Raw genomic sequence first — 17,187 nt, forward strand, 5'->3', positions numbered from 1 at the left:
GTCACCGGCCGTCCGGGCCCGAGGCGGCGTTCTGTCCACCGGGATGTCAGACGAACGGCACCCCGTCACGCTTGGCCTGCACGATGTCCTTGACCACGCCGACAGTGAGCATCACCAGGACGACGGCAGCCATCGCAGGCCACATCAGGATGTAGATCGTCATCATCACTGTGGTCACTTGTCATCTCCTCCAAGGGCTTCGGTGTCGTTTGTGGTTTCGGAACCGTCGGCTCCGGACTCGGCCGTGGCGGCTTCATCGCGCTCCAGCGTCGCGACGGCGGTCCCGCCCGCGGCGGCCTGGGGAGTCGCTTCGGGGCGCGCGCCCGACGCAGCGGCACGGACCGCGTCCTCGCCCTGCTTGCGCATCTCCTCCTGCTCCTGCTGGAACAGCACCACGCGCTCATCGATGACGTCGAAGTCGAACAGCTCCTTGTTCCGCATGCTGATGGCGCTGCACACGATCGCACTGACCCCGTAGGAGACGAGCGACCCCAGCAGCACCTCGTAGTCGCGGAGGAACCCGATGAACAACGGCAGCATCGTCAGGAGCATGACGGTGCCGGAAACGAATCCTGCGATGCGTCCGAGCATGCCGAACACCAGCAGGCCCACGACGACGGCGGCACCGGCGGCGGCCAGGATCTCGAACAGCACCGCCTGCGCACCGACCATGGGGATCAAGGTGAAGCGGGCGATGAGGAAGAACACGAGCGCCACGACCACCGACACCGTGAACGCGACATTGGTCATGCGCCGCCAGTAGAAACTCACGATCACCGGGAACACCAGCGCACCCCACAGGGCGCCGACGAACACGAGCAGGTCCAGGATGTCGAAGCTTGCGAACGCGAACATCACGCCGGCCGCGGTCGCCGCGACCATCGTCAGACGGCCGATGAGCAGCATCGTGCCCGGGTTGACCTTGCCGCGAGCGAGGTTCTTGCCGTAGATGTCGGCCATCGTGATCGAGGCGAGGGCCGAGAGGTCGGAGTCCGCGGTGGACGCGAGCGAGCCGATCACCATGATGAACAGCGCGGCGATGAGGACGCCGGGAAGGAATTCCACGGCCATGTCGGGGATGAGGTTGTTGGTGTCCCCGTCGGTGGGCTTGAGCCCGATCATCGCGGCGAGCATGCCCAGCATGCCCAGACCGATGACGGTGCCGGCGTAACCGAAGGTGGCGGTGACGAACGTCGATTTGATCTTGTCCTGGCGTACCGCGAACAGTCGCTGGGCGATGGTCTGGTTGCCGATCGCGTAGGCGAGCACGGCGACCATGTAGGGCGCGCCCTGGTACAGGAAGGCGTCCATGGAGAAGAAGTTCGCCATATCGGGGTTGCCCGCGTCGTAGAACGAATCAAGCCCGCCGCGGAGCATGTCCGGGCCGCCCGCGGCGAAGAAGATCACCGGGATGATGACGACCGCGGCGCCCATCAACGCGACGAGCTGCGCGGCATCGGTGAGCACCGCGGCGCGGAAGCCCGACCAGATGCTGTACGACAGGATGCCGATGGCCACCACGAGAACGCCCGTGGTGAAGCTGAACGGCGTGAGGATGTAGACCAGCGCGCCGGCGGCGGTGAAGTTGGCGGTGATGCTGATGATGCTGCCGACCACGTTGGACACCGCCAGCAGGAGCTGACTGGAAGTGCCGTGCCGTGCGTGCATCACCTCGGCCAGGGTGTGCGCGTGCGGCGCGATCTTGCGGAACCTCTTGCCGAACGGGTAGATGCACAGGATCATCAACGCGCCCCACAAGCCGTAGTGGATGGGGCCCGAGATTCCGTACTTGTAGCCCGCGGTGGCGGCGGCGTAGAACGATGCCGCCCAGATCCACGTCGCCGTCATCGACGACGACGAGAGCCCGAAACCGACGGCGCCGTTGGACACCATGAATCCGTCGGCGTTCTCTTTCTTTTCGCGGATTGTCAGGGTGAGCAGAAAGGTGATTCCGAAAAATGCTACGAGCAATAAGATCGTTGTTGTCGCGCTGAGTGGGTGCACATGTCCTCCGTCAGGGGGCGCCGCTGCCGGGCGCGCCGCCCCCTCGGAGGGGATGCGGGCACCGGTCGGCACCGGTCTGTGCGGGGCAAACGGGTTGCCTCGCGCAGATCGGTGCGCGCGTGAGCGGCCCCGGGCCAATAGGGTCCGTGCAGATGCCGCCCGGATTCCCGCGGCGACCCTTCCGGTTCACGTGTCCGAATAGGCGGTCGCCGACGGTCCGGCGGATGCACTGCATTCGGACTGTATCAACTGTCGACTTCCGGTCGTCCTTTCCTGACGACGCAATTTGTGGAGGCGTGTTACTGCATGGTACGGTATGCGGTTTCGATCGTTCGGAATCCATTTGTTGAATCCGCACCGTGTCCGTGGTTTCCGGCGGAGAACTCGTCGATGGACGGATATGCTGAGCATCACATGGTCGGTGCTGGCGCGCGGGAGTCACGTGATGTACTGCGGCCGGGGAGGGGAAGGACGGGTGACGGGGTTGACGGGCACGCCATCGGCGGGCGGAGACGGCGCAGTCGTGATCATCGGCGGAACCGGCGGGATCGGCAGCGCCGTCGTCCGGGCGTTCCTGCGGGACGGCGCACCGGTGTGCCTGACCTACCACCGCAACAGGGGACGGGCGGACACGCTGCTCGCCGAGGCCGGTGCGGCGTCGGGTGCAAGCGCGGAATCGGCCGCGTTGCCGCTCGACCTCGCCGACCTCGACGCGGTGGCGGCGTTCGCGGAGGATGCGGGTCGCAGGTTCGCCGCGATCCGCACAGTGGTCTATGCGGCAGGCCCTTTGGTGCGGCAACGGCATCTCAGCCGCGTCGCACCGGCGGAGATGCGTGATGTGCTCGTCGGTGACAGTGCCGCGTTCTTCGCCGTCGCCCACGCATTCCTGCCGGCGCTGCGCGAATCGGGCGGATCGATCGTCGCGGTGACTTCGGCCGCAGGCCGGCGCTTCGCCGTCCGTGACGGCATGTCGGTGGTGCCCAAGGCCTCGGTGGAGGCGATCGTGACAGGGCTGGCGGTGGAGGAGGGCCGGTTTGGTGTGCGTGCCAACTGCGTCGGCCCGGGCATGCTGTCGGACGGGATGGCGCAGGCCCTGGCCGCCGCGGGCGACCTGGACGACGCCGCCCTGGAAGCGGCCCGCGTCAACACCCCTCTGCGCCGGTTCGGCACGTGCGCCGACATCGCGGAGGCCGTGCGGTTCCTCGCGTCGGACCGTGCCGGCTTCATCACGGGGCAGAAGCTGGACGTGGACGGCGGGTACGGAGCCTGAGCGATGTCGGCGGCGGCCGGTAGTCTCAGCGCGTGGCGCTTTACCGGAAGTATCGACCGGCGGCCTTCGCGGAGGTCGTGGGACAAGAGCACGTCACAGAGCCGCTCAGCGCGGCCCTGGAGTCGGGGCGGATCAACCATGCCTATCTGTTCTCGGGGCCGCGCGGCTGTGGCAAGACGTCGTCCGCGCGCATCCTCGCCCGGTCGCTGAACTGCGTGGAGGGCCCGACGGCCACACCATGCGGCGTGTGCCGGTCGTGTGTCGCCCTGGGGCCCGGAGGGGCGGGCAACCTGGACGTCGTCGAGCTCGACGCGGCCAGCCACGGCGGCGTGGATGACACCCGAGACCTGCGTGACAAGGCCTTCTACGCGCCGGCGGAGTCGCGTTACCGGGTGTTCATCGTCGACGAAGCCCACATGGTCACCAATGCCGGTTTCAATGCGCTGCTCAAGATCGTCGAGGAGCCGCCGGAGCACCTGATCTTCGTGTTCGCCACCACGGAGCCCGAGAAGGTGCTGCCGACGATCCGGTCGCGCACCCACCACTATCCGTTCCGGCTGCTGCCGCCGATGGTGATGCGCGGACTGCTCGACCGCATCTGCGAGCAGGAGCATGTCACCGTGGAGGACGCGGTGTATCCGCTCGTCATCCGCGCGGGCGGAGGTTCGCCGCGTGACACGCTCAGCGTGCTCGACCAGTTGTTGGCGGGCGCCGGGCCGGAGGGCATCACCTACGGTCGTGCGCTGGCTTTGCTGGGGGTCACGGACGTCGCCTTGATCGACGACGCCGTGGACGCGCTCGCGGTGGACGATGGAGCGGCCATCTTCGAGACGGTCAACCGGCTGATCGAGGCCGGGCTCGATCCGCGTCGCTTCGCGTCCGACCTGCTGGACCGACTCCGGGATCTCATCGTGCTGCGGGCGGTGCCCGACGCCGGGGAGCGCGGGCTCGTCGACGCCCCGGGGGACGCGCTGGAACGCATGCGTGAGGAGGCCGAGCGCATCGGTCCCGCCACGCTCACCCGGTACGCGGAGGTCGTCCACGATTCGCTCACGGACATGCGCGGCGCCACCGCCCCGCGCCTGTTGCTGGAGGTGATGTGCGCGCGGCTGCTTCTGCCCGCGGCGTCCGACGAGTCGTCGGCGATGTTGCAGCGGATCGAACGCCTCGAACGCGGAGGGGGTGCCGGTGTCGCGGCGCCGGCAGGTTCCGCGGGTGCGGGTGCGGCAGCCGTGTCCGGTTCCCCGGCCGGGGGTGCTCCGGAATCGGGCGGTAGCGGTGAGGAGCGGCCGGTGCCGCGCTTCGTCCGCCCGTCGCAGCGCCGGGCCACTCAGGAGACCGCGCCGCCGCGGCACGACCCGCCGCAGGAGAAGAGCGCAGTCCCCGAGCCCACGGCACCGCAGAACACGGCACCCGCTCCCGTGCCCACGGCGCCGGTCATCGAGGAGCCGGCAGTCGCGGAACCGGCTGTCGATGAACCCACCAGTGCGGTCGCGACGGCCGAGCAGCCGGATGCACCGGATCCGGCCCCCGTGCAATCTGCTCCCGCAGGGCAGGCCGATGCGCCCGGTCCCGTCGTCGAGGACGAGCCGCAGGCGCCTGAAGCGCCACAGCCGCCCGAGGAGCAGGCTGCGGCGGGAGGCCGTCCCGACGCGGTGGCCGTCCGCGCCGCATGGCCGGAGGTGCGCGCGGCGATCCGTTCGCGCAGCCGCACCGTCGAGGTGATGCTGGCGGAAGCAGTGGTCAAGCGCGTGGACGACGACGTGGTGGTGCTCGCGCACCCGTCCCCGCCGTTGGCCACCAGGCTTGCCGAGCCGCACAACGCACAGCTCATCCGCGAGGCGATCGGGCACGTGTACGGCGGCGAATGGCGGCTTGCCGTGGAGAACGACAGCGGGCCGGCACAGGCCGGGGGGCCGCCGCAGACCACCCGTGCACAGCGGGCTTCGCGGCAGGCGCAGGCCGGTGCGCAGGCGCCGCAGGGTTATTCGCGGCCGAGTCAGGCGGCGCGCGCCGAACCCGCTCCCGTGCGGGGCGAGGGAGCCGCACCTCAAGGCTCCGCCGGCACACACCACGGCCCGGTCCGCGGAGGTGGCGGCCACGCCGGCCGGCACCGGCGGTTCGACTCCTGTCGAACCGGGGGACGGTCCGCAGGACGCGGGCGCCGCGGCTCCGCGCGACGAGGACGCCCCGCCGGAGGAGGGCTCTGCACCGCCCTTCGACGAAGCGGCGGCCGAAGAGGAGATGATGGCCGAAGCGGCCGCCGGACCGGGGGTGACCGCAGAGCGCCGGGACCCTGAGGAGGCGGCGGTGGAGTTGTTGCGCGGGACGCTCGGAGCCACGCCGATCGACGAGTGAGTCGTCCCGACACCGCTGCGCTGCACCGGGATCGAGTGCAGTTCCGAGATTCCGGAGGCTGGACGATCGAATGCGTGTACTATAGAACACATGAACGGGGTGGGGTTCGGGGGGCTTGAGCGCGGCGCTGCCGGGGTGGTCGAAGGCCGCATGGAGGCGATGCTGCCGGAGTGGTGTCGTGAGTTGATGCTGACGCACCAGCGTGACGAGAATGCCGCAGCGGCACGACGTCTGCTCGGTGTGCGTGATCTGGTCGATACGCGCTGTGCGATGCTGCAGCGCTCCGGCACGAGCGCGGGGCGTGCCCGCCGCACAGCGCTCTCGGAGGTCGCCGCGGCGTCGACGTGCACGATGCACATGGCGGAGGTGCATTACGGGATCGCGGCGCTGCTGCAGCTTCACCTCACCGCGGTGCGGGACGCGGCCCTCGCCGGCCTGATCGACTATGCGCATCTCGCCGTGCTGTATCACGGGTTCGCCCAAGTGGATCCGGACATCATCGAGGCTCTCGACGAGGAGATCGCCGCTTCTGCCCGGCTGCTTGCGCCCGGTGCGCTGACGCTCGAGGTCGAGCGGCTACTGATGGAACGCGACCCCCGGATGGCGGAACGGCTGCACGCGCGTGAGCGTTCGCGCCGCCGCGTCACCGTCGCACGGCGCACCAGTGGAATGGCGGACGTCCGCGCGTATCTCGCCGCCGATGAGGCGGTCGTCGTCGACGAGGCCATCGACGCTCTGGCGAGTTCGGTCTGCGCCACCGACCCTCGGGATCGCGCCACGCGGCGGGCCGATGCGGTGGTCGCGATGGCGCTGGGAGCCGACAGGCTCGAATGCAGGTGCGGGCGGCCGGAGTGCAAGGAGGCCAGGCGTCCGGATCCATGCGTGGGACCGGCTGAATCGGTCCGTTCCGAGGTTGCGCCGGCGGATCGCGATGCCGCATGCGACGCGGAGCCCGCTTCGCCGACCCCGGAGAGCACCGGCGACGTCGCTACTGCGGGTGGCCGGGTGGGAGCGCAGCGCCGCGTTCACGTGTATGTGCATGTGGACCTGGCCACGCTCGCACATTTGACGGACACCCCGGGGCATCTCGAAGGGTACGGCCCCATCTGCGCAGAGTACGCACGCATGCTGTCTGAGAGCGCGACGTGGCAACTGGTGTTCGCGGAGGCGAAGCACCTCGCGGAACACTGGCTGGCGCACAACCCGCAGCCGGGATGCGGCGGCGGCCGGAACCCGTCGGACGCCGGCGGCCGCGCGGCGGATCGCAGTGACGGGGGAGAAGACCGTCTCGAGGGTGCCGGCGGCCAGGACCGGGTCGATCAGGATGGGGGAGATGAACCCGACGACGGCTCTTACGATCCAGAGCTCGAGGACCCCGAGTACATCGCTTTCATCGAAGCGGCCTACGAGCGTTGGCAGGCAAAGGAGAACCGCCTGCAGCGCGAGATCGATTCCATGGGCGAGCGGACTCTCCCCGCCACGGCGGGCGCTGCGGCAGGGCTTCCGCGTCCGGCACCGTCGACTCCGCTTCGGCATGCGCGGATCCCCGCGCTGAGGACCGTCCCGGTCATCGGTGACGGGCGGCTCATCGACACGATCCGTTGGCGCGTGGCGGCGTGCCGTGGCATGGGTTCCGGCATCCACCCGGACGGGCACGGCGGATACTCCACGCCGCCGCCGGGCGCGCTCACCTACAAGCCTGCCCGTGGCATCGCCCGCGAGGTGCGCACGCGTGACGGGCACTGCCGGCATCCCGGCTGTGTTGTGCCGGCACGGCGGTGCGAGATCGACCATGTGGTCCCCTTCGACCACGACGCTCCGGAACGAGGCGGCTGGACGGTGCCGCAGAACCTGCACTGCCTGTGCAAGATGCACCACCAGCTCAAGACATGGCGCCTGTGGGACGTCGCGGTATTGGCGGGCTACGCGGAATGCTGGTCATCGAACGTGACCGGGCAGTGGCTGATCAGCGTGCCGGGAGGGTTCCGCACGCGGCCGGTGCCGGCGGACGACGAGATGGAGCCGGAATCCGATCCAGGGCACGGCCCCGGCGGACGTGCGGCCGTGTCCGCCGAGGACATCGCCTTCGGCGCAGCGGATCCGGACGCGGACCCATCCGAAGACCTGCCATTCTGACCATCAGCCCAGGTGCGCGGCCAGAAACTCGCGGGTGCGGATGCCGGCGTCCTCGGCGGCCTCGCGCACGTGCTTCGGCGACGACGGGTCCGAGGCGAACGCGTGCCCGGCGCCCGGGTAGCGCACGATCTGCGTCGGCGCGTTGACCGGCTCGATGGCAGTCCGAAGCCGCTCCACCTGCGCCGGAGGGATGGACCGGTCCGCGTCGCCGTAGAAGCCGAGCCACGGGACACGCACACGCGCCGCCGTCTCCAACCCCGACTCGAATCCGGGCCACCGGGGCTGGTCGATGCCGCTGCCGTAGAAGGTGACGGCGGCATCGACGTCGGCGTGGGCGGCCGCCCACAACGCGATCGTCCCACCCATGCAGAACCCGATGATCCCGACCCGCGGGGCACCGGCCTCCCGCAGGAAACCGGTGGCGTTGTCGACGTCGGCGGTGATGGCCGCGCCGTTCAATGAGGCCATCACCGGCCTGGCTTTGGCGAAGTCGTGGTCTTCGATCACCACGTCACCGCGGCGGTGGTACAGATGTGGCGCGACGGCGACGTATCCCACGTCGGCGAACACCCGCAGCAGCCACTCGATGTACCCCGTGACCCCCCAGGCCTCCTGCACCACGACGATTCCGGCGCGCGGCGCACCGTCCGGTTGCGCGACAGTGAGCGGAGTGCCCCCATGGTCGACGCGTTCGAGTGGACGCTGCGCGGTGTCCTGGGGGCCGCGCGGCAGAGGCGGCAGGTCGCGGTCGTTCCCCGTCACGGAATCACCAACTCCACCAGGGTTGCAGCGGCACGCCGGCGTCGCCGTCCGGGAACGGCTTCGCCGCCAGAACCTGGTGCAGCTGGATGATGTTGGTCTCGAACCCCAGGCGCGAGCCCGCCATGTAGAGCCCCCAGATCCGCGCGGTCCCCTCGCCGACCTCGCTCACGCAGAAGTCCCAGTTGTCCACGAGGTTGCGGCACCAGTCGCGCAACGTCATCGCGTAGTGCTCGCGGATGTCCTCCTCGTGTCGCACGTTGAACCCGGTGTCCTGCATGATCCGGATGATCGTGCCGGAGCCGGTGAGCTCCCCGTCGGGGAAGACGTAGCGGTCGATGAACGCGCCGGCCTTGGCATTGCCGGCGTTTCCGGGGCGGGTGATGCAGTGGTTGAGGATCCGGCCGCCGGGGCGCAGCTTGGAGTACAGGAACTCGAAGTAGGCGGGGTAGTTCTGCACGCCGATGTGCTCGGTGAGGCCGATCGACGAGACGCGGTCGAAGCCGGTCTCGGGCACGTCTCGGTAGTCGCAGTGGCGCACCTCGGCGAGGTCTTGCAGACCTTCCTCCGCGATCGCCTTCTGCGCCCACTCCGCCTGGTTCTTCGACAGTGTGGCGCCGATGACCCGTACCCCACGCCGCGCCGCGTAGCGGACCATGCCGCCCCAGCCGCAGCCGACGTCGAGGAGCCGCATCCCCGGTTCCAGGCCCAGCTTGTCGAACACCAGGCGGTACTTGTCGTCCTGCGCCTGCTCCAGAGAGTCGTCGGCGTGCCGGTAGGTGGCGCAGGTGTAGGTCATCGACGGCCCCAGAACCCGCTCGTAGAAGGCGTTGGAGACGTCGTAGTGGTGGCTGATGACCTCGGCGTCGCGTTCCTTTGAATGACGCAGGCCCTCCGCGATCCGTCGCCAGCGCGGCAGCGTCTCCTGCGGCGGCGGTGCGAGGATGCGCAGGCGGTCGCGGCCGAGCGAGCGGACGATCGCGGCGCCGTCGCGCAATGACGGACGGTGCATCGAGATCGATTGCAGGCGCTTGAACACCTCGTACGGGTCGCCCGGGTGGGCTCCGACGAGGTCGAGGTCGCCGAAGGCGTAGGCGCGCGCCATGCCGAGGTCGCCGGGGGCGGTGGCCACGAAGTTCGCGCCCCGGGGGGTCTTCAGGAGCAGCCCGTACGGCGAGTCGGGGTCGCCGGCGGTGCTGCCGTCGTAGGCGGTGAAGTGCAGGGGGATGGGGCCGTCGGTGACCTTCTCCAGCATCTCCGCCAGTGTCAGATCCGAAGGCACGCTGTTCATGGGGGCTCCCTTGAACGAGATCACTGTTGTTTTACCGCCTTTGCGTACAGGTCGAGCAGACGCGATTCCGGGTCGTACCGCGTCTTGAGCCCGGCGTAGTCGGCTCCGCCGTACATGCGGTCGAACTCCTCGCGCCCGTAGAACGACTCCGAGTAGAGCGACTTGTGCCCGCCGAGCTCGGCCACTGTGCGTTCGATGCGCCGGTTCATCGCGCCCACGGGCTCTCCGGGCACGATGGGGACGGACGACCAGAAGCCGATGTTGACGTAGATGCGTCCGGACTCGAGGGGGTACAGGGTCCAGGGTTCGGCAGGGGCGGCGACCGCATCGTCGCGACCGCCCCCGGCCGGACCGCTGCGCAACGCCAACGGGCACAACCACACCGGCTCGATGCCGGTGGCCGGAAGGAACCACCGCGTGAACTCGGCGGTGCGCTCCAGGGGGACCTCGATGTCCTGCACGACGCGCTCGCGCGGGGGCAGGCCCTTGCGCTTTTCGAGCCGGTCGCCGATGTCGTACTTCTGGTCGAGGCCGATCAGCTTCCAGTAGAAGCTGCTGCGCAGATACCGGCGCGGCCAGAACCGCCGGATCCGCGGATTCTGCGTGCCGAACGCCCGCGAGCACCAGAACCAGTCGGTGTCCCAGCGCCACAAGTAGTCGCGGATCGTCAGCAGGTCGGTGCGCGGAGACGCCTCCGGCGGATGCTGGATGGACCGGTAGTAGATGTCCATACCGGTGTAGTCGGAGGGGCGCTCGGTGCGGGACAGCTCGGATCCGTCGGTTTGCGTCCCCAGGATCAGGTATGCCTCGTCGGAGGTGAAGACGGCGCCGTCGAGGTAGTCGACCGCCACCGCGTCGCCGCCCGGCCCTTCCCAGGTGCCCGAGCCGGCGATCCTCCCCATCGTCTCCTGCAACGCGTCGAGGTCGGTGAAGCGCACGTGGCGCAGCCGGACGTACGGCTTGACGGGCTCGAGCTCGATGCGCAGCCGCGTGGCGTAGCCGAGGGTGCCGTACGAGTTGGGGAACCCGCGGAACAGGTCGGACGCCGCGCCGTCGGGGCGTGCGGTGACGATCTCGCCGGTGGGGGTGAGTACGTCCATCTCGAGCACCGACTCGTGCGGCAGGCCGTTGCGGAACGAGGTGGACTCGATGCCCAGGCCGGTGACCGCACCGCCGAGTGTGATGGTCTTGAGCTGCGGGACCACCAGCGGCGCGAGACCGTACGGCAGCGTCGCGTCCACCAGGTCCTCGTAGGTGCACATGCCCTGCACGTCGGCCGTGCGCGCGGACGGGTCGACGGAGATCACCCCGCCGAGCCCGGACACGTCCAGCCCGGGCGCGCCCGTGGCGCTGCGCGCGCGGAACAGGTTGGACGTCTTCTTGGCCAGCCGCACGGGGGCGTCCGCGGGGATCGCGCGGAAGCTGGCGAGAAGCCGCTCCACGCCGGCCGCATGTGCGACGGTCCCCACGAGACGGGCGGGCGGCGGCACGGGCCCGCGCGGTGGTCTACGCAGAACCGGGATGGCATTCACGTGGCGCTCGAACCTTTCGTCAACTCGGACTCTACTGGTGCACCTCGCACGGCGGTGCGCAATGCACCCGCGGTGAGGAAAGCAGTGTCCCCGCGGTGAGGAACGCTACGACTCGCGCCGCCGTGCCGTGCGCGCACCCCCGCCCACCGGCCGGGCGTGGCCGGCCGGGTGCGACGGCTACGCTGGTGGCCGAGTTTCCCGACGAGAGGACCGCGCCGAAATGCAACCTGGAGACCCGACGCAGCCCGGAGGAATGCCGGACATGCAGCAGCTCATGGCCCAGGCCCAGCAGATGCAGCAGCAGATGATCCAGGCCCAGCAGCAGCTGGCGGAGAGGCAGGTGGAAGGCCAGGCGGGCGGCGGGCTGGTCAAGGCGACGGTCACCGGCACAGGCGAGCTGCAGTCGATCCTCATCGACCCGTCCGTCATCGACCCGTCCGATGCGGAGACCCTGCAGGACCTCGTCGTCGGCGCGGTGCACGACGCCTCGGCGAACGCGCAGAAGACGGCAGCCGAGCTCATGGGCCCGCTCGCGGGTCCGCTCGGCGACATCGGCCTGCCCGGCTTCTAGCGACAGCGGGTCGCGGCATGTACGAGGGTCCGGTACAGGATCTCATCGACGAGCTGGGCAAGCTGCCCGGTATCGGGCCCAAGAGCGCCCAGCGGATCGCCTTCCACATGCTCACCGTGGAGCCGGCGGACATCGACCGGCTCCTGGCGTCGCTGCGGAAGGTGCGCGAGGGCGTCCGGTACTGCGTCGAATGCGGCACGGTCGCCGACGGCGAACGCTGCCGCATCTGCCAGGACCCCCGCCGTGACCGCACCCGCATCTGCGTCGTCGAGGAGCCCAAGGACGTGCCCGCCATCGAGCGGACGCGCGAGTTCAAAGGGCTCTACCACGTGCTGGGGGGTGCGCTGAACCCGCTCGACGGCATCGGCCCCGACCAGCTGCGGGTACGCGAGCTGCTGCAGCGGCTCGGCGGCGCCGCGCCGGGGCCGGACGGTGTGACGGCGGAGGTGGCCGAGGTCATCATCGCCACCGACCCCAACACCGAGGGGGAGGCCACCGCGACGTACCTCGTGCGGATGCTGCGCGACTTCCCCGGGCTGTCCGTGAGCCGTCTGGCGTCCGGGCTGCCCATGGGATCCGATCTCGAGTACGCCGACGAGATGACGCTGGGACGTGCGCTCACCGGGCGCCGGGTGCTCTAGGCGCCCGCGTGGCTCTCCAAGTGTGGGCGGTCGACGGGCCGTCAGGGTCCGGCAAGACCGTCTTCGCCGACGCCCTGGTCGCCCGGTTGCATGGCGAGGGGCGGGAGGTGGCGTTGGTGCGGGCCGACGACTTCGCGACGTGGGACGCCCCGGCCTCGTGGTGGCCGCGTCTGGCGACCGGGGTGCTCCGGCCCCTGGGGCAGGGGCGGCCCGGCGGATATCGGCGCGTCGAGTGGCGCAGGCCGTCGGAGCACGCACCCGCCGTGCCGCGGCCGGGGGCGTGGGTGGACGTGCCGGTGCCGGAGGTCCTCGTGCTCGAGGGGGTGACCACGGCCCGGCGCGCGATGGCCGGACGGCTGGACCGGGCGTTCTGGGTGCAGTGGGGCGACGAGGCCGCGCGCCTCGAGCGCGCGGTCGCCCGCGACGGCGAGGCGTGCCGGGCGCACCTGGAACGCTGGCAGCGGTTCGAGCGCGGCTGGTTCGCCGTCGACGACACGCGATCGCGGTGTGAGCGCGCGGAATCCTGACATTCGCACGCCCTGGCCCAACTGTCCCGGCCGGCGCTACCGCGCTGCCAAACGCTCCGTGCGCAGCGCGTCGACAGCGGGGATCTCCAGCGGCGCAAGCGCGCTGGAGTCGACGCCCAGGGCTCGGGCGATGAGCAGATCCGCCAGTTCCGGGTTGCGCGCGAGCACGGGGCCGTGCATGTAGGTGGCGACGAGCGACCCCTGGACGGCGCCCTCGAACAGCGTCTCGTCCGTGCCCGACTCTTTCGTGCCCACCTGCTTGTTGCCGGTACCACGCCGGACCCGGCCGAGCGGTTGCGCGCCGGCCCCCAGAGTGGTGTTGCCGCCGTGGTTCTCGAACCCGGTGAGAGTGGCGGTGAGTCCGTCGACCAGCGGAGTCGAGGCGACCTCGCCGATGATGCGGCCCGGGGCGTGCCTGGGCGTCCTCAGCCCCCGGGCGACGAGGGCGCGCGAGACGCGGCCGCCCGCCTCCGGCTGCCCGGGCTCGGTGGTCGCATCCAGCAGGCCCAGGCCGTCGACCCTGCACACCGCCCCGCCGGGCCCGTCGGACGCAGTGAACCACTCGCCCATCACCTGCAGCCCGGCACACACAGCGAGAACGGGGGCGCCGCCGTGCGCCGCCCGCTGCAGGCCGGGGTGGGCGGTCATGTGACGGGCGGCCAGCCGCTGCGCCGCGTCCTCCCCGCCGCCGAGGGCGTAGATGTCGAGGGAGTCGGGGACCGGTTCGCCGAACCCGGTGGCGACGATCTCCGCGCGGTATCCGCGCATCCGCAGCCGCTGGCGCAGCACCACCGCGTTGCCGCCGTCGCCGTAGGTGCCGAGCACGTCCGGCAGGATCAGGCCGATCCGGACGGTCGAGTCGCCTGTCGCCGTGCCACTGCTCATCGTGCCGTCTCCTCGCGCTTCAGCGCCCGGTCGAGTCCTGCCAGGGCCGTGTAGTTGGCGAGCACCTCGACCCGGCCGGGCGGGCACCGGTCGACCGCCCGCAGCGCGTTCTTCTCCAAGGTGTGCTCGACGCCCGCGTAGGCCAGGCGCACCGCCAGGTCGGTGCCGCGTTCGCCGGCCGCCACGATGGGGGCCGAGCCGCCTGCCAGCGCTTCGAAATCGACATCCCACAGCCAGGACAAGTCCTCGCCGTCGGGAATCCGGCCGTTGACGGCGATCACGAGGCCGTCGGCGGATGTGTCCGACATCGACAGGGCCTCCTGCCATCCGGCGGGGTTCTTGGCCAGAAGCATGCGCAATCGGTGGGGGCCGCGCTGCACCGTCCGGTAGCGGCCCGCGACCTCGGTGACCGTCCCGACGGCGCGCGCGGCGTCGGCGGGGGGCGCACCGACGGCGACGGCGGCCGCCACGGCCTGCGCGGCGTTGCCCAGGTTCGCCCGCCCGGGGATCCGCAGTCGGAGAGTCGCGGTGAACCCGTCCGGCCCGGACAGCACGTCGCCGTCCACGGACCAGTCGGCCTGCGGCCGGGCGAGGGTGCAGCCGGAACAGTGCCAGGCGGGGTGCGGGTCGTGCGCGGTCCCGGCCTCCGGGGCCGGACGGACGATCGGTTCGCCGCACCGCGGGCATCCGGCCGAGTCGTCGGTCCAGCCGGCGCCGGCCGCCACCCACACCACGTTCGGCGCGTCGAAGGCGACGGAGCTGACGAGGACGTCGTCGGCGTTGGCGACGAGGACGGTCCCGGGATGCCGGGCGAGTCCCTCGCGCAGGCGACGCTCCACGGCGTTGATCTCGCCGACACGGTCGAGCTGGTCCCGGCTGAGGTTGAGCAGGATGACGGCAGACGGTGCGACGGCGTCGGCGACGTGCGGGACGTGCAGTTCGTCCACTTCGAGGGCGGCCGTGGACGCCGCGGGCGCCTCGCCGAGCGCGGCCACCAGCCCCGCGTCCATGTTGGCGCCGTCGGCGTTGGTGGCCACCGGGCCCAGCGACGACAGCGCCGCGGCGACCATCCTGTTGGTGGTGGACTTGCCGTTGGTGCCGGTGACGAGCACCGTGCGTTTGCCCGCGCCGAGCTGCCCCATGATCGAGCGGTCCACCTGCAGTGCGATGAGCCCGCCGATCATCGCCCCCTTGCCCCGCCCGGACTTGCGGGACGCCCAGGCGGCGGCTGATGCGATCCGCATCGCCGTCCGCCCGCGGAGAGTCAGTCCGGGAGCCGGGTTTCCGGGGGAGGCATCGGTCATGCCGCAAAGTCTGACACAGCGGCCGGCGCCCGCTGCGGGCACCGGTCGCCGTGTGCGCGTGCTACTTGTGGGCGCGGTTGACCGCGGAGATCACCGCGCGCAGCGAGGCCACGGTGATCGACGGCGCGAGGCCGACGCCCCAGAACACCGTGGTCTCGCCGTCGGGGCGCTCCACGGCGCACTCCAGGTAGGCGGCGGCCATCGCGTCGTCGCCGGCGGACATCGCGTGCTCGCTGTAGTCCAGGACACGCACGTTGTAGCCGGCGGTGGCGAGTCCGTCGACCAGGGCGGCGACGGGGCCGTTGCCGGACCCGTGCAGCTCGCGTTCGACTCCGTCGATTCTGAGGGTGGCGATGATCTCGTCGTCATCGCCGTCGCTGCGGGCGGGGGTCAGCTCCTGGGAGATCCGTTCGATGGGCACCGTGCGGTCCAGGTACTCCTCGGCGAAGACGTCCCACATCTCCTTGGGGTTGATCTCGCCGCCCTCGGAGTCGGTGAGCCCCTGCACGGTCCGCGAGAACTCGATCTGCAGGCGCCGCGGCAGGTCCAGCCCGTGGTCGGTTTTCATCACGTAGGCGATGCCGCCCTTGCCGGACTGCGAGTTGACGCGGATGACCGCCTCGTACGTACGGCCCACGTCCTTGGGGTCCACGGGCAGGTAGGGGACCTGCCAGACGATGTCGTCGATGTCCTTGTCCGCGGCGTCGGCGTCGAACTTCATCGCGTCGAAGCCCTTGTTGATGGCGTCCTGGTGGCTGCCGGAGAAGGCGGTGTAGACCAGGTCGCCGCCGTAAGGGTGGCGCTCGGGCACGTTGAGCTGGTTGCAGTACTCTACCGTGCGGCGGATCTCGTCGATGTCGGAGAAGTCGATCTGCGGATCCACCCCGCGGGTGAACAGGTTCATGCCCAGGGTGACCAGGCAGACGTTGCCGGTGCGCTCGCCGTTGCCGAACAGGCAGCCCTCGATGCGGTCGGCGCCCGCCATGTATCCCAGCTCGGCGGCCGCGACAGCGGTGCCACGGTCGTTGTGCGGGTGCAGGCTCAGGATGATCGCATCGCGCCGCGCCAGGTTGTCGCTCATCCACTGGATGGAATCCGCGTAGACGTTGGGCGTGGCCATCTCCACGGTGGCGGGCAGGTTGACGATCAGCGGGTTCTCCGCCGTCGGCGCGATGATCGCGCTGACGGCGTCGCAGATCTCCTTGGCGTAGGCGAGCTCGGTGCCCGTGTAGGACTCCGGCGAGTACTCGAACCGCCAGTGGGTGTCCGGGTACTTGGCGGCCTCTTCCAGCACCTTGTGCGCCGCGTCGGTGGCGATCTTCGTGATGGCGGGCTCGTCCGCCTTGAACACGACGCGGCGCTGCAGGATCGAGGTGGAGTTGTAGAAGTGCACGATGGCGTTGGCCGCGCCCTCACACGCTTCGAAGGTGCGCTCGATCAGCTCCGGGCGGCTCTGCGTGAGCACCTGGATGGTGACGTCGTCGGGGATGGCGCCGTCCTCGATGATCTCGCGGACGAAGTCGAAGTCGGTCTGGCTGGCCGCGGGGAAGCCCACCTCGATCTCCTTGTACCCCATCCGCACGAGCAGCTCGAACATGCGGCGCTTGCGGGCGGGGGTCATCGGGTCGATCAGCGCCTGGTTGCCGTCGCGCAGGTCCACGGCGCACCACAGCGGCGCACGGTCGATCACCGTGCCCGGCCAGCGGCGCCCGTCGAGCGTGATCTCCTCCACCTCGTCCGCGAACGAGCGGTAGCGGTAGGCGGGCATCGACGAGCCGCGCTGGGTGTTCCAGGCGGGCTGATCGGCGGGGGCCGGGCGGCTCGGGGTGACGATGTTGCGCCGGCCGGCGGTGAAGGCGTCTGCGGAAGTCATGATGGGATTCTCCCTGTGTGCGGGGCACGGGCGCGG

General features: G+C 70.4%; 14 protein-coding genes. 6 read left to right on the forward strand and 8 right to left on the reverse strand.

Annotated elements, in window-relative coordinates; genetic code table 11:
* Positions 1–46: 46 nt before the first annotated feature.
* Both H4F70_RS20145 and H4F70_RS03130 read right to left on the reverse strand, forming a co-directional pair.
* The gene (locus tag H4F70_RS20145; RefSeq protein WP_220471763.1) at positions 47–178 is read right to left on the reverse strand and encodes a putative transporter small subunit; all 132 of its coding nucleotides are present in this window, start codon (positions 176–178) and stop codon (positions 47–49) included.
* Entirely contained in the window at positions 175–1,971 is a 1,797-nt protein-coding gene (locus H4F70_RS03130; protein WP_308316937.1) for a sodium:solute symporter family transporter, read from the reverse strand. The genes H4F70_RS20145 and H4F70_RS03130 overlap by 4 nt, the downstream gene beginning before the upstream one ends.
* Before the next feature lie 433 nt (positions 1,972–2,404).
* Between H4F70_RS03130 and H4F70_RS03135 the strand changes: the two genes are divergently transcribed.
* From H4F70_RS03135 to H4F70_RS03145, 3 genes are all read left to right on the forward strand, one after another.
* Complete coding sequence (locus tag H4F70_RS03135) at positions 2,405–3,274, forward strand: SDR family NAD(P)-dependent oxidoreductase (protein WP_235681311.1); 870 nt, start codon at positions 2,405–2,407, stop codon at positions 3,272–3,274.
* A 32-nt stretch (positions 3,275–3,306) separates the two neighbouring features.
* The gene (locus H4F70_RS03140; protein WP_182359005.1) at positions 3,307–5,574 is read left to right on the forward strand and encodes a DNA polymerase III subunit gamma and tau; all 2,268 of its coding nucleotides are present in this window, start codon (positions 3,307–3,309) and stop codon (positions 5,572–5,574) included.
* A gap of 148 nt (positions 5,575–5,722) precedes the next feature.
* Positions 5,723–7,768 (forward strand): HNH endonuclease signature motif containing protein, encoded by a 2,046-nt coding sequence (locus H4F70_RS03145; protein WP_182359006.1) that lies wholly within the window; start codon positions 5,723–5,725, stop codon positions 7,766–7,768.
* Between the two features lie 3 nt (positions 7,769–7,771).
* Here H4F70_RS03145 and H4F70_RS03150 read toward each other — a convergent pair whose 3' ends face one another.
* Genes H4F70_RS03150 through H4F70_RS03160 form a run of 3 tightly spaced genes read right to left on the reverse strand, consistent with a single transcriptional unit; the run spans position 7,772 to position 11,287 of the window.
* Complete coding sequence (locus H4F70_RS03150) at positions 7,772–8,530, reverse strand: dienelactone hydrolase family protein (protein ID WP_182359007.1); 759 nt, start codon at positions 8,528–8,530, stop codon at positions 7,772–7,774.
* 4 nt (positions 8,531–8,534) lie between these two features.
* Positions 8,535–9,818 carry a class I SAM-dependent methyltransferase gene (locus H4F70_RS03155; protein WP_182359008.1) on the reverse strand — a complete coding sequence of 428 codons (1,284 nt, stop codon included), beginning with the start codon at positions 9,816–9,818 and terminating at the stop codon, positions 8,535–8,537.
* 20 nt (positions 9,819–9,838) lie between these two features.
* Positions 9,839–11,287: an FAD-binding oxidoreductase gene (locus tag H4F70_RS03160; RefSeq protein WP_235681312.1), complete on the reverse strand. Its 1,449-nt coding sequence runs from the start codon at positions 11,285–11,287 to the stop codon at positions 9,839–9,841.
* A 316-nt stretch (positions 11,288–11,603) separates the two neighbouring features.
* On the opposite strand from H4F70_RS03160, the gene H4F70_RS03165 reads away from it, so the two are divergent.
* The 3 genes from H4F70_RS03165 to H4F70_RS03175 are packed head-to-tail and all read left to right on the forward strand — an operon-like array spanning position 11,604 to position 13,089.
* Positions 11,604–11,921 (forward strand): YbaB/EbfC family nucleoid-associated protein, encoded by a 318-nt coding sequence (locus tag H4F70_RS03165; protein ID WP_182347397.1) that lies wholly within the window; start codon positions 11,604–11,606, stop codon positions 11,919–11,921.
* A gap of 17 nt (positions 11,922–11,938) precedes the next feature.
* Positions 11,939–12,562, forward strand: coding sequence for a recombination mediator RecR (gene recR / locus H4F70_RS03170; protein ID WP_182347356.1), 624 nt, complete (start codon positions 11,939–11,941; stop codon positions 12,560–12,562).
* Positions 12,563–12,570: 8 nt separating this feature from the next.
* On the forward strand, positions 12,571–13,089 hold the full coding sequence (locus H4F70_RS03175; protein WP_220471764.1) for a uridine kinase family protein: 519 nt from the start codon (positions 12,571–12,573) through the stop codon (positions 13,087–13,089).
* Between the two features lie 36 nt (positions 13,090–13,125).
* Here the strand turns inward: H4F70_RS03175 and H4F70_RS03180 are convergent, their stop codons facing one another.
* The 3 genes from H4F70_RS03180 to leuA form a co-directional block, all read right to left on the reverse strand.
* Complete coding sequence (locus H4F70_RS03180; RefSeq protein WP_182359010.1) at positions 13,126–13,974, reverse strand: type 1 glutamine amidotransferase; 849 nt, start codon at positions 13,972–13,974, stop codon at positions 13,126–13,128.
* A complete protein-coding gene (locus H4F70_RS03185; protein ID WP_182359011.1) occupies positions 13,971–15,278 on the reverse strand; it encodes a MurT ligase domain-containing protein in 1,308 nt (435 codons plus the stop codon). Before H4F70_RS03185 ends, H4F70_RS03180 begins: the two co-directional genes overlap by 4 nt.
* Before the next feature lie 61 nt (positions 15,279–15,339).
* On the reverse strand, positions 15,340–17,151 hold the full coding sequence (gene leuA, locus H4F70_RS03190) for a 2-isopropylmalate synthase (RefSeq protein ID WP_182359012.1): 1,812 nt from the start codon (positions 17,149–17,151) through the stop codon (positions 15,340–15,342).
* Positions 17,152–17,187: the final 36 nt, after the last annotated feature.

Origin of the sequence: Tomitella gaofuii (genome assembly GCF_014126825.1) — a bacterium.
GTDB classification, from domain to species: Bacteria; Actinomycetota; Actinomycetes; order Mycobacteriales; family Mycobacteriaceae; genus Tomitella; species Tomitella gaofuii.

Excerpts from the sequence above, each read along its gene's own strand:
- H4F70_RS03145 (WP_182359006.1), top strand. The coding sequence starts at position 5,723 with ATGAACGGGGTGGGGTTCGGGGGGCTTGAGCGCGGCGCTGCCGGGGTG.
- H4F70_RS03135 (WP_235681311.1), top strand. The coding sequence starts at position 2,405 with ATGCTGAGCATCACATGGTCGGTGCTGGCGCGCGGGAGTCACGTGATG.
- recR (WP_182347356.1), top strand. The coding sequence starts at position 11,939 with ATGTACGAGGGTCCGGTACAGGATCTCATCGACGAGCTGGGCAAGCTG.
- H4F70_RS03180 (WP_182359010.1), bottom strand. The coding sequence starts at position 13,974 with ATGAGCAGTGGCACGGCGACAGGCGACTCGACCGTCCGGATCGGCCTG.
- H4F70_RS03165 (WP_182347397.1), top strand. The coding sequence starts at position 11,604 with ATGCCGGACATGCAGCAGCTCATGGCCCAGGCCCAGCAGATGCAGCAG.
- leuA (WP_182359012.1), bottom strand. The coding sequence starts at position 17,151 with ATGACTTCCGCAGACGCCTTCACCGCCGGCCGGCGCAACATCGTCACC.
- H4F70_RS03185 (WP_182359011.1), bottom strand. The coding sequence starts at position 15,278 with ATGACCGATGCCTCCCCCGGAAACCCGGCTCCCGGACTGACTCTCCGC.
- H4F70_RS03155 (WP_182359008.1), bottom strand. The coding sequence starts at position 9,818 with ATGAACAGCGTGCCTTCGGATCTGACACTGGCGGAGATGCTGGAGAAG.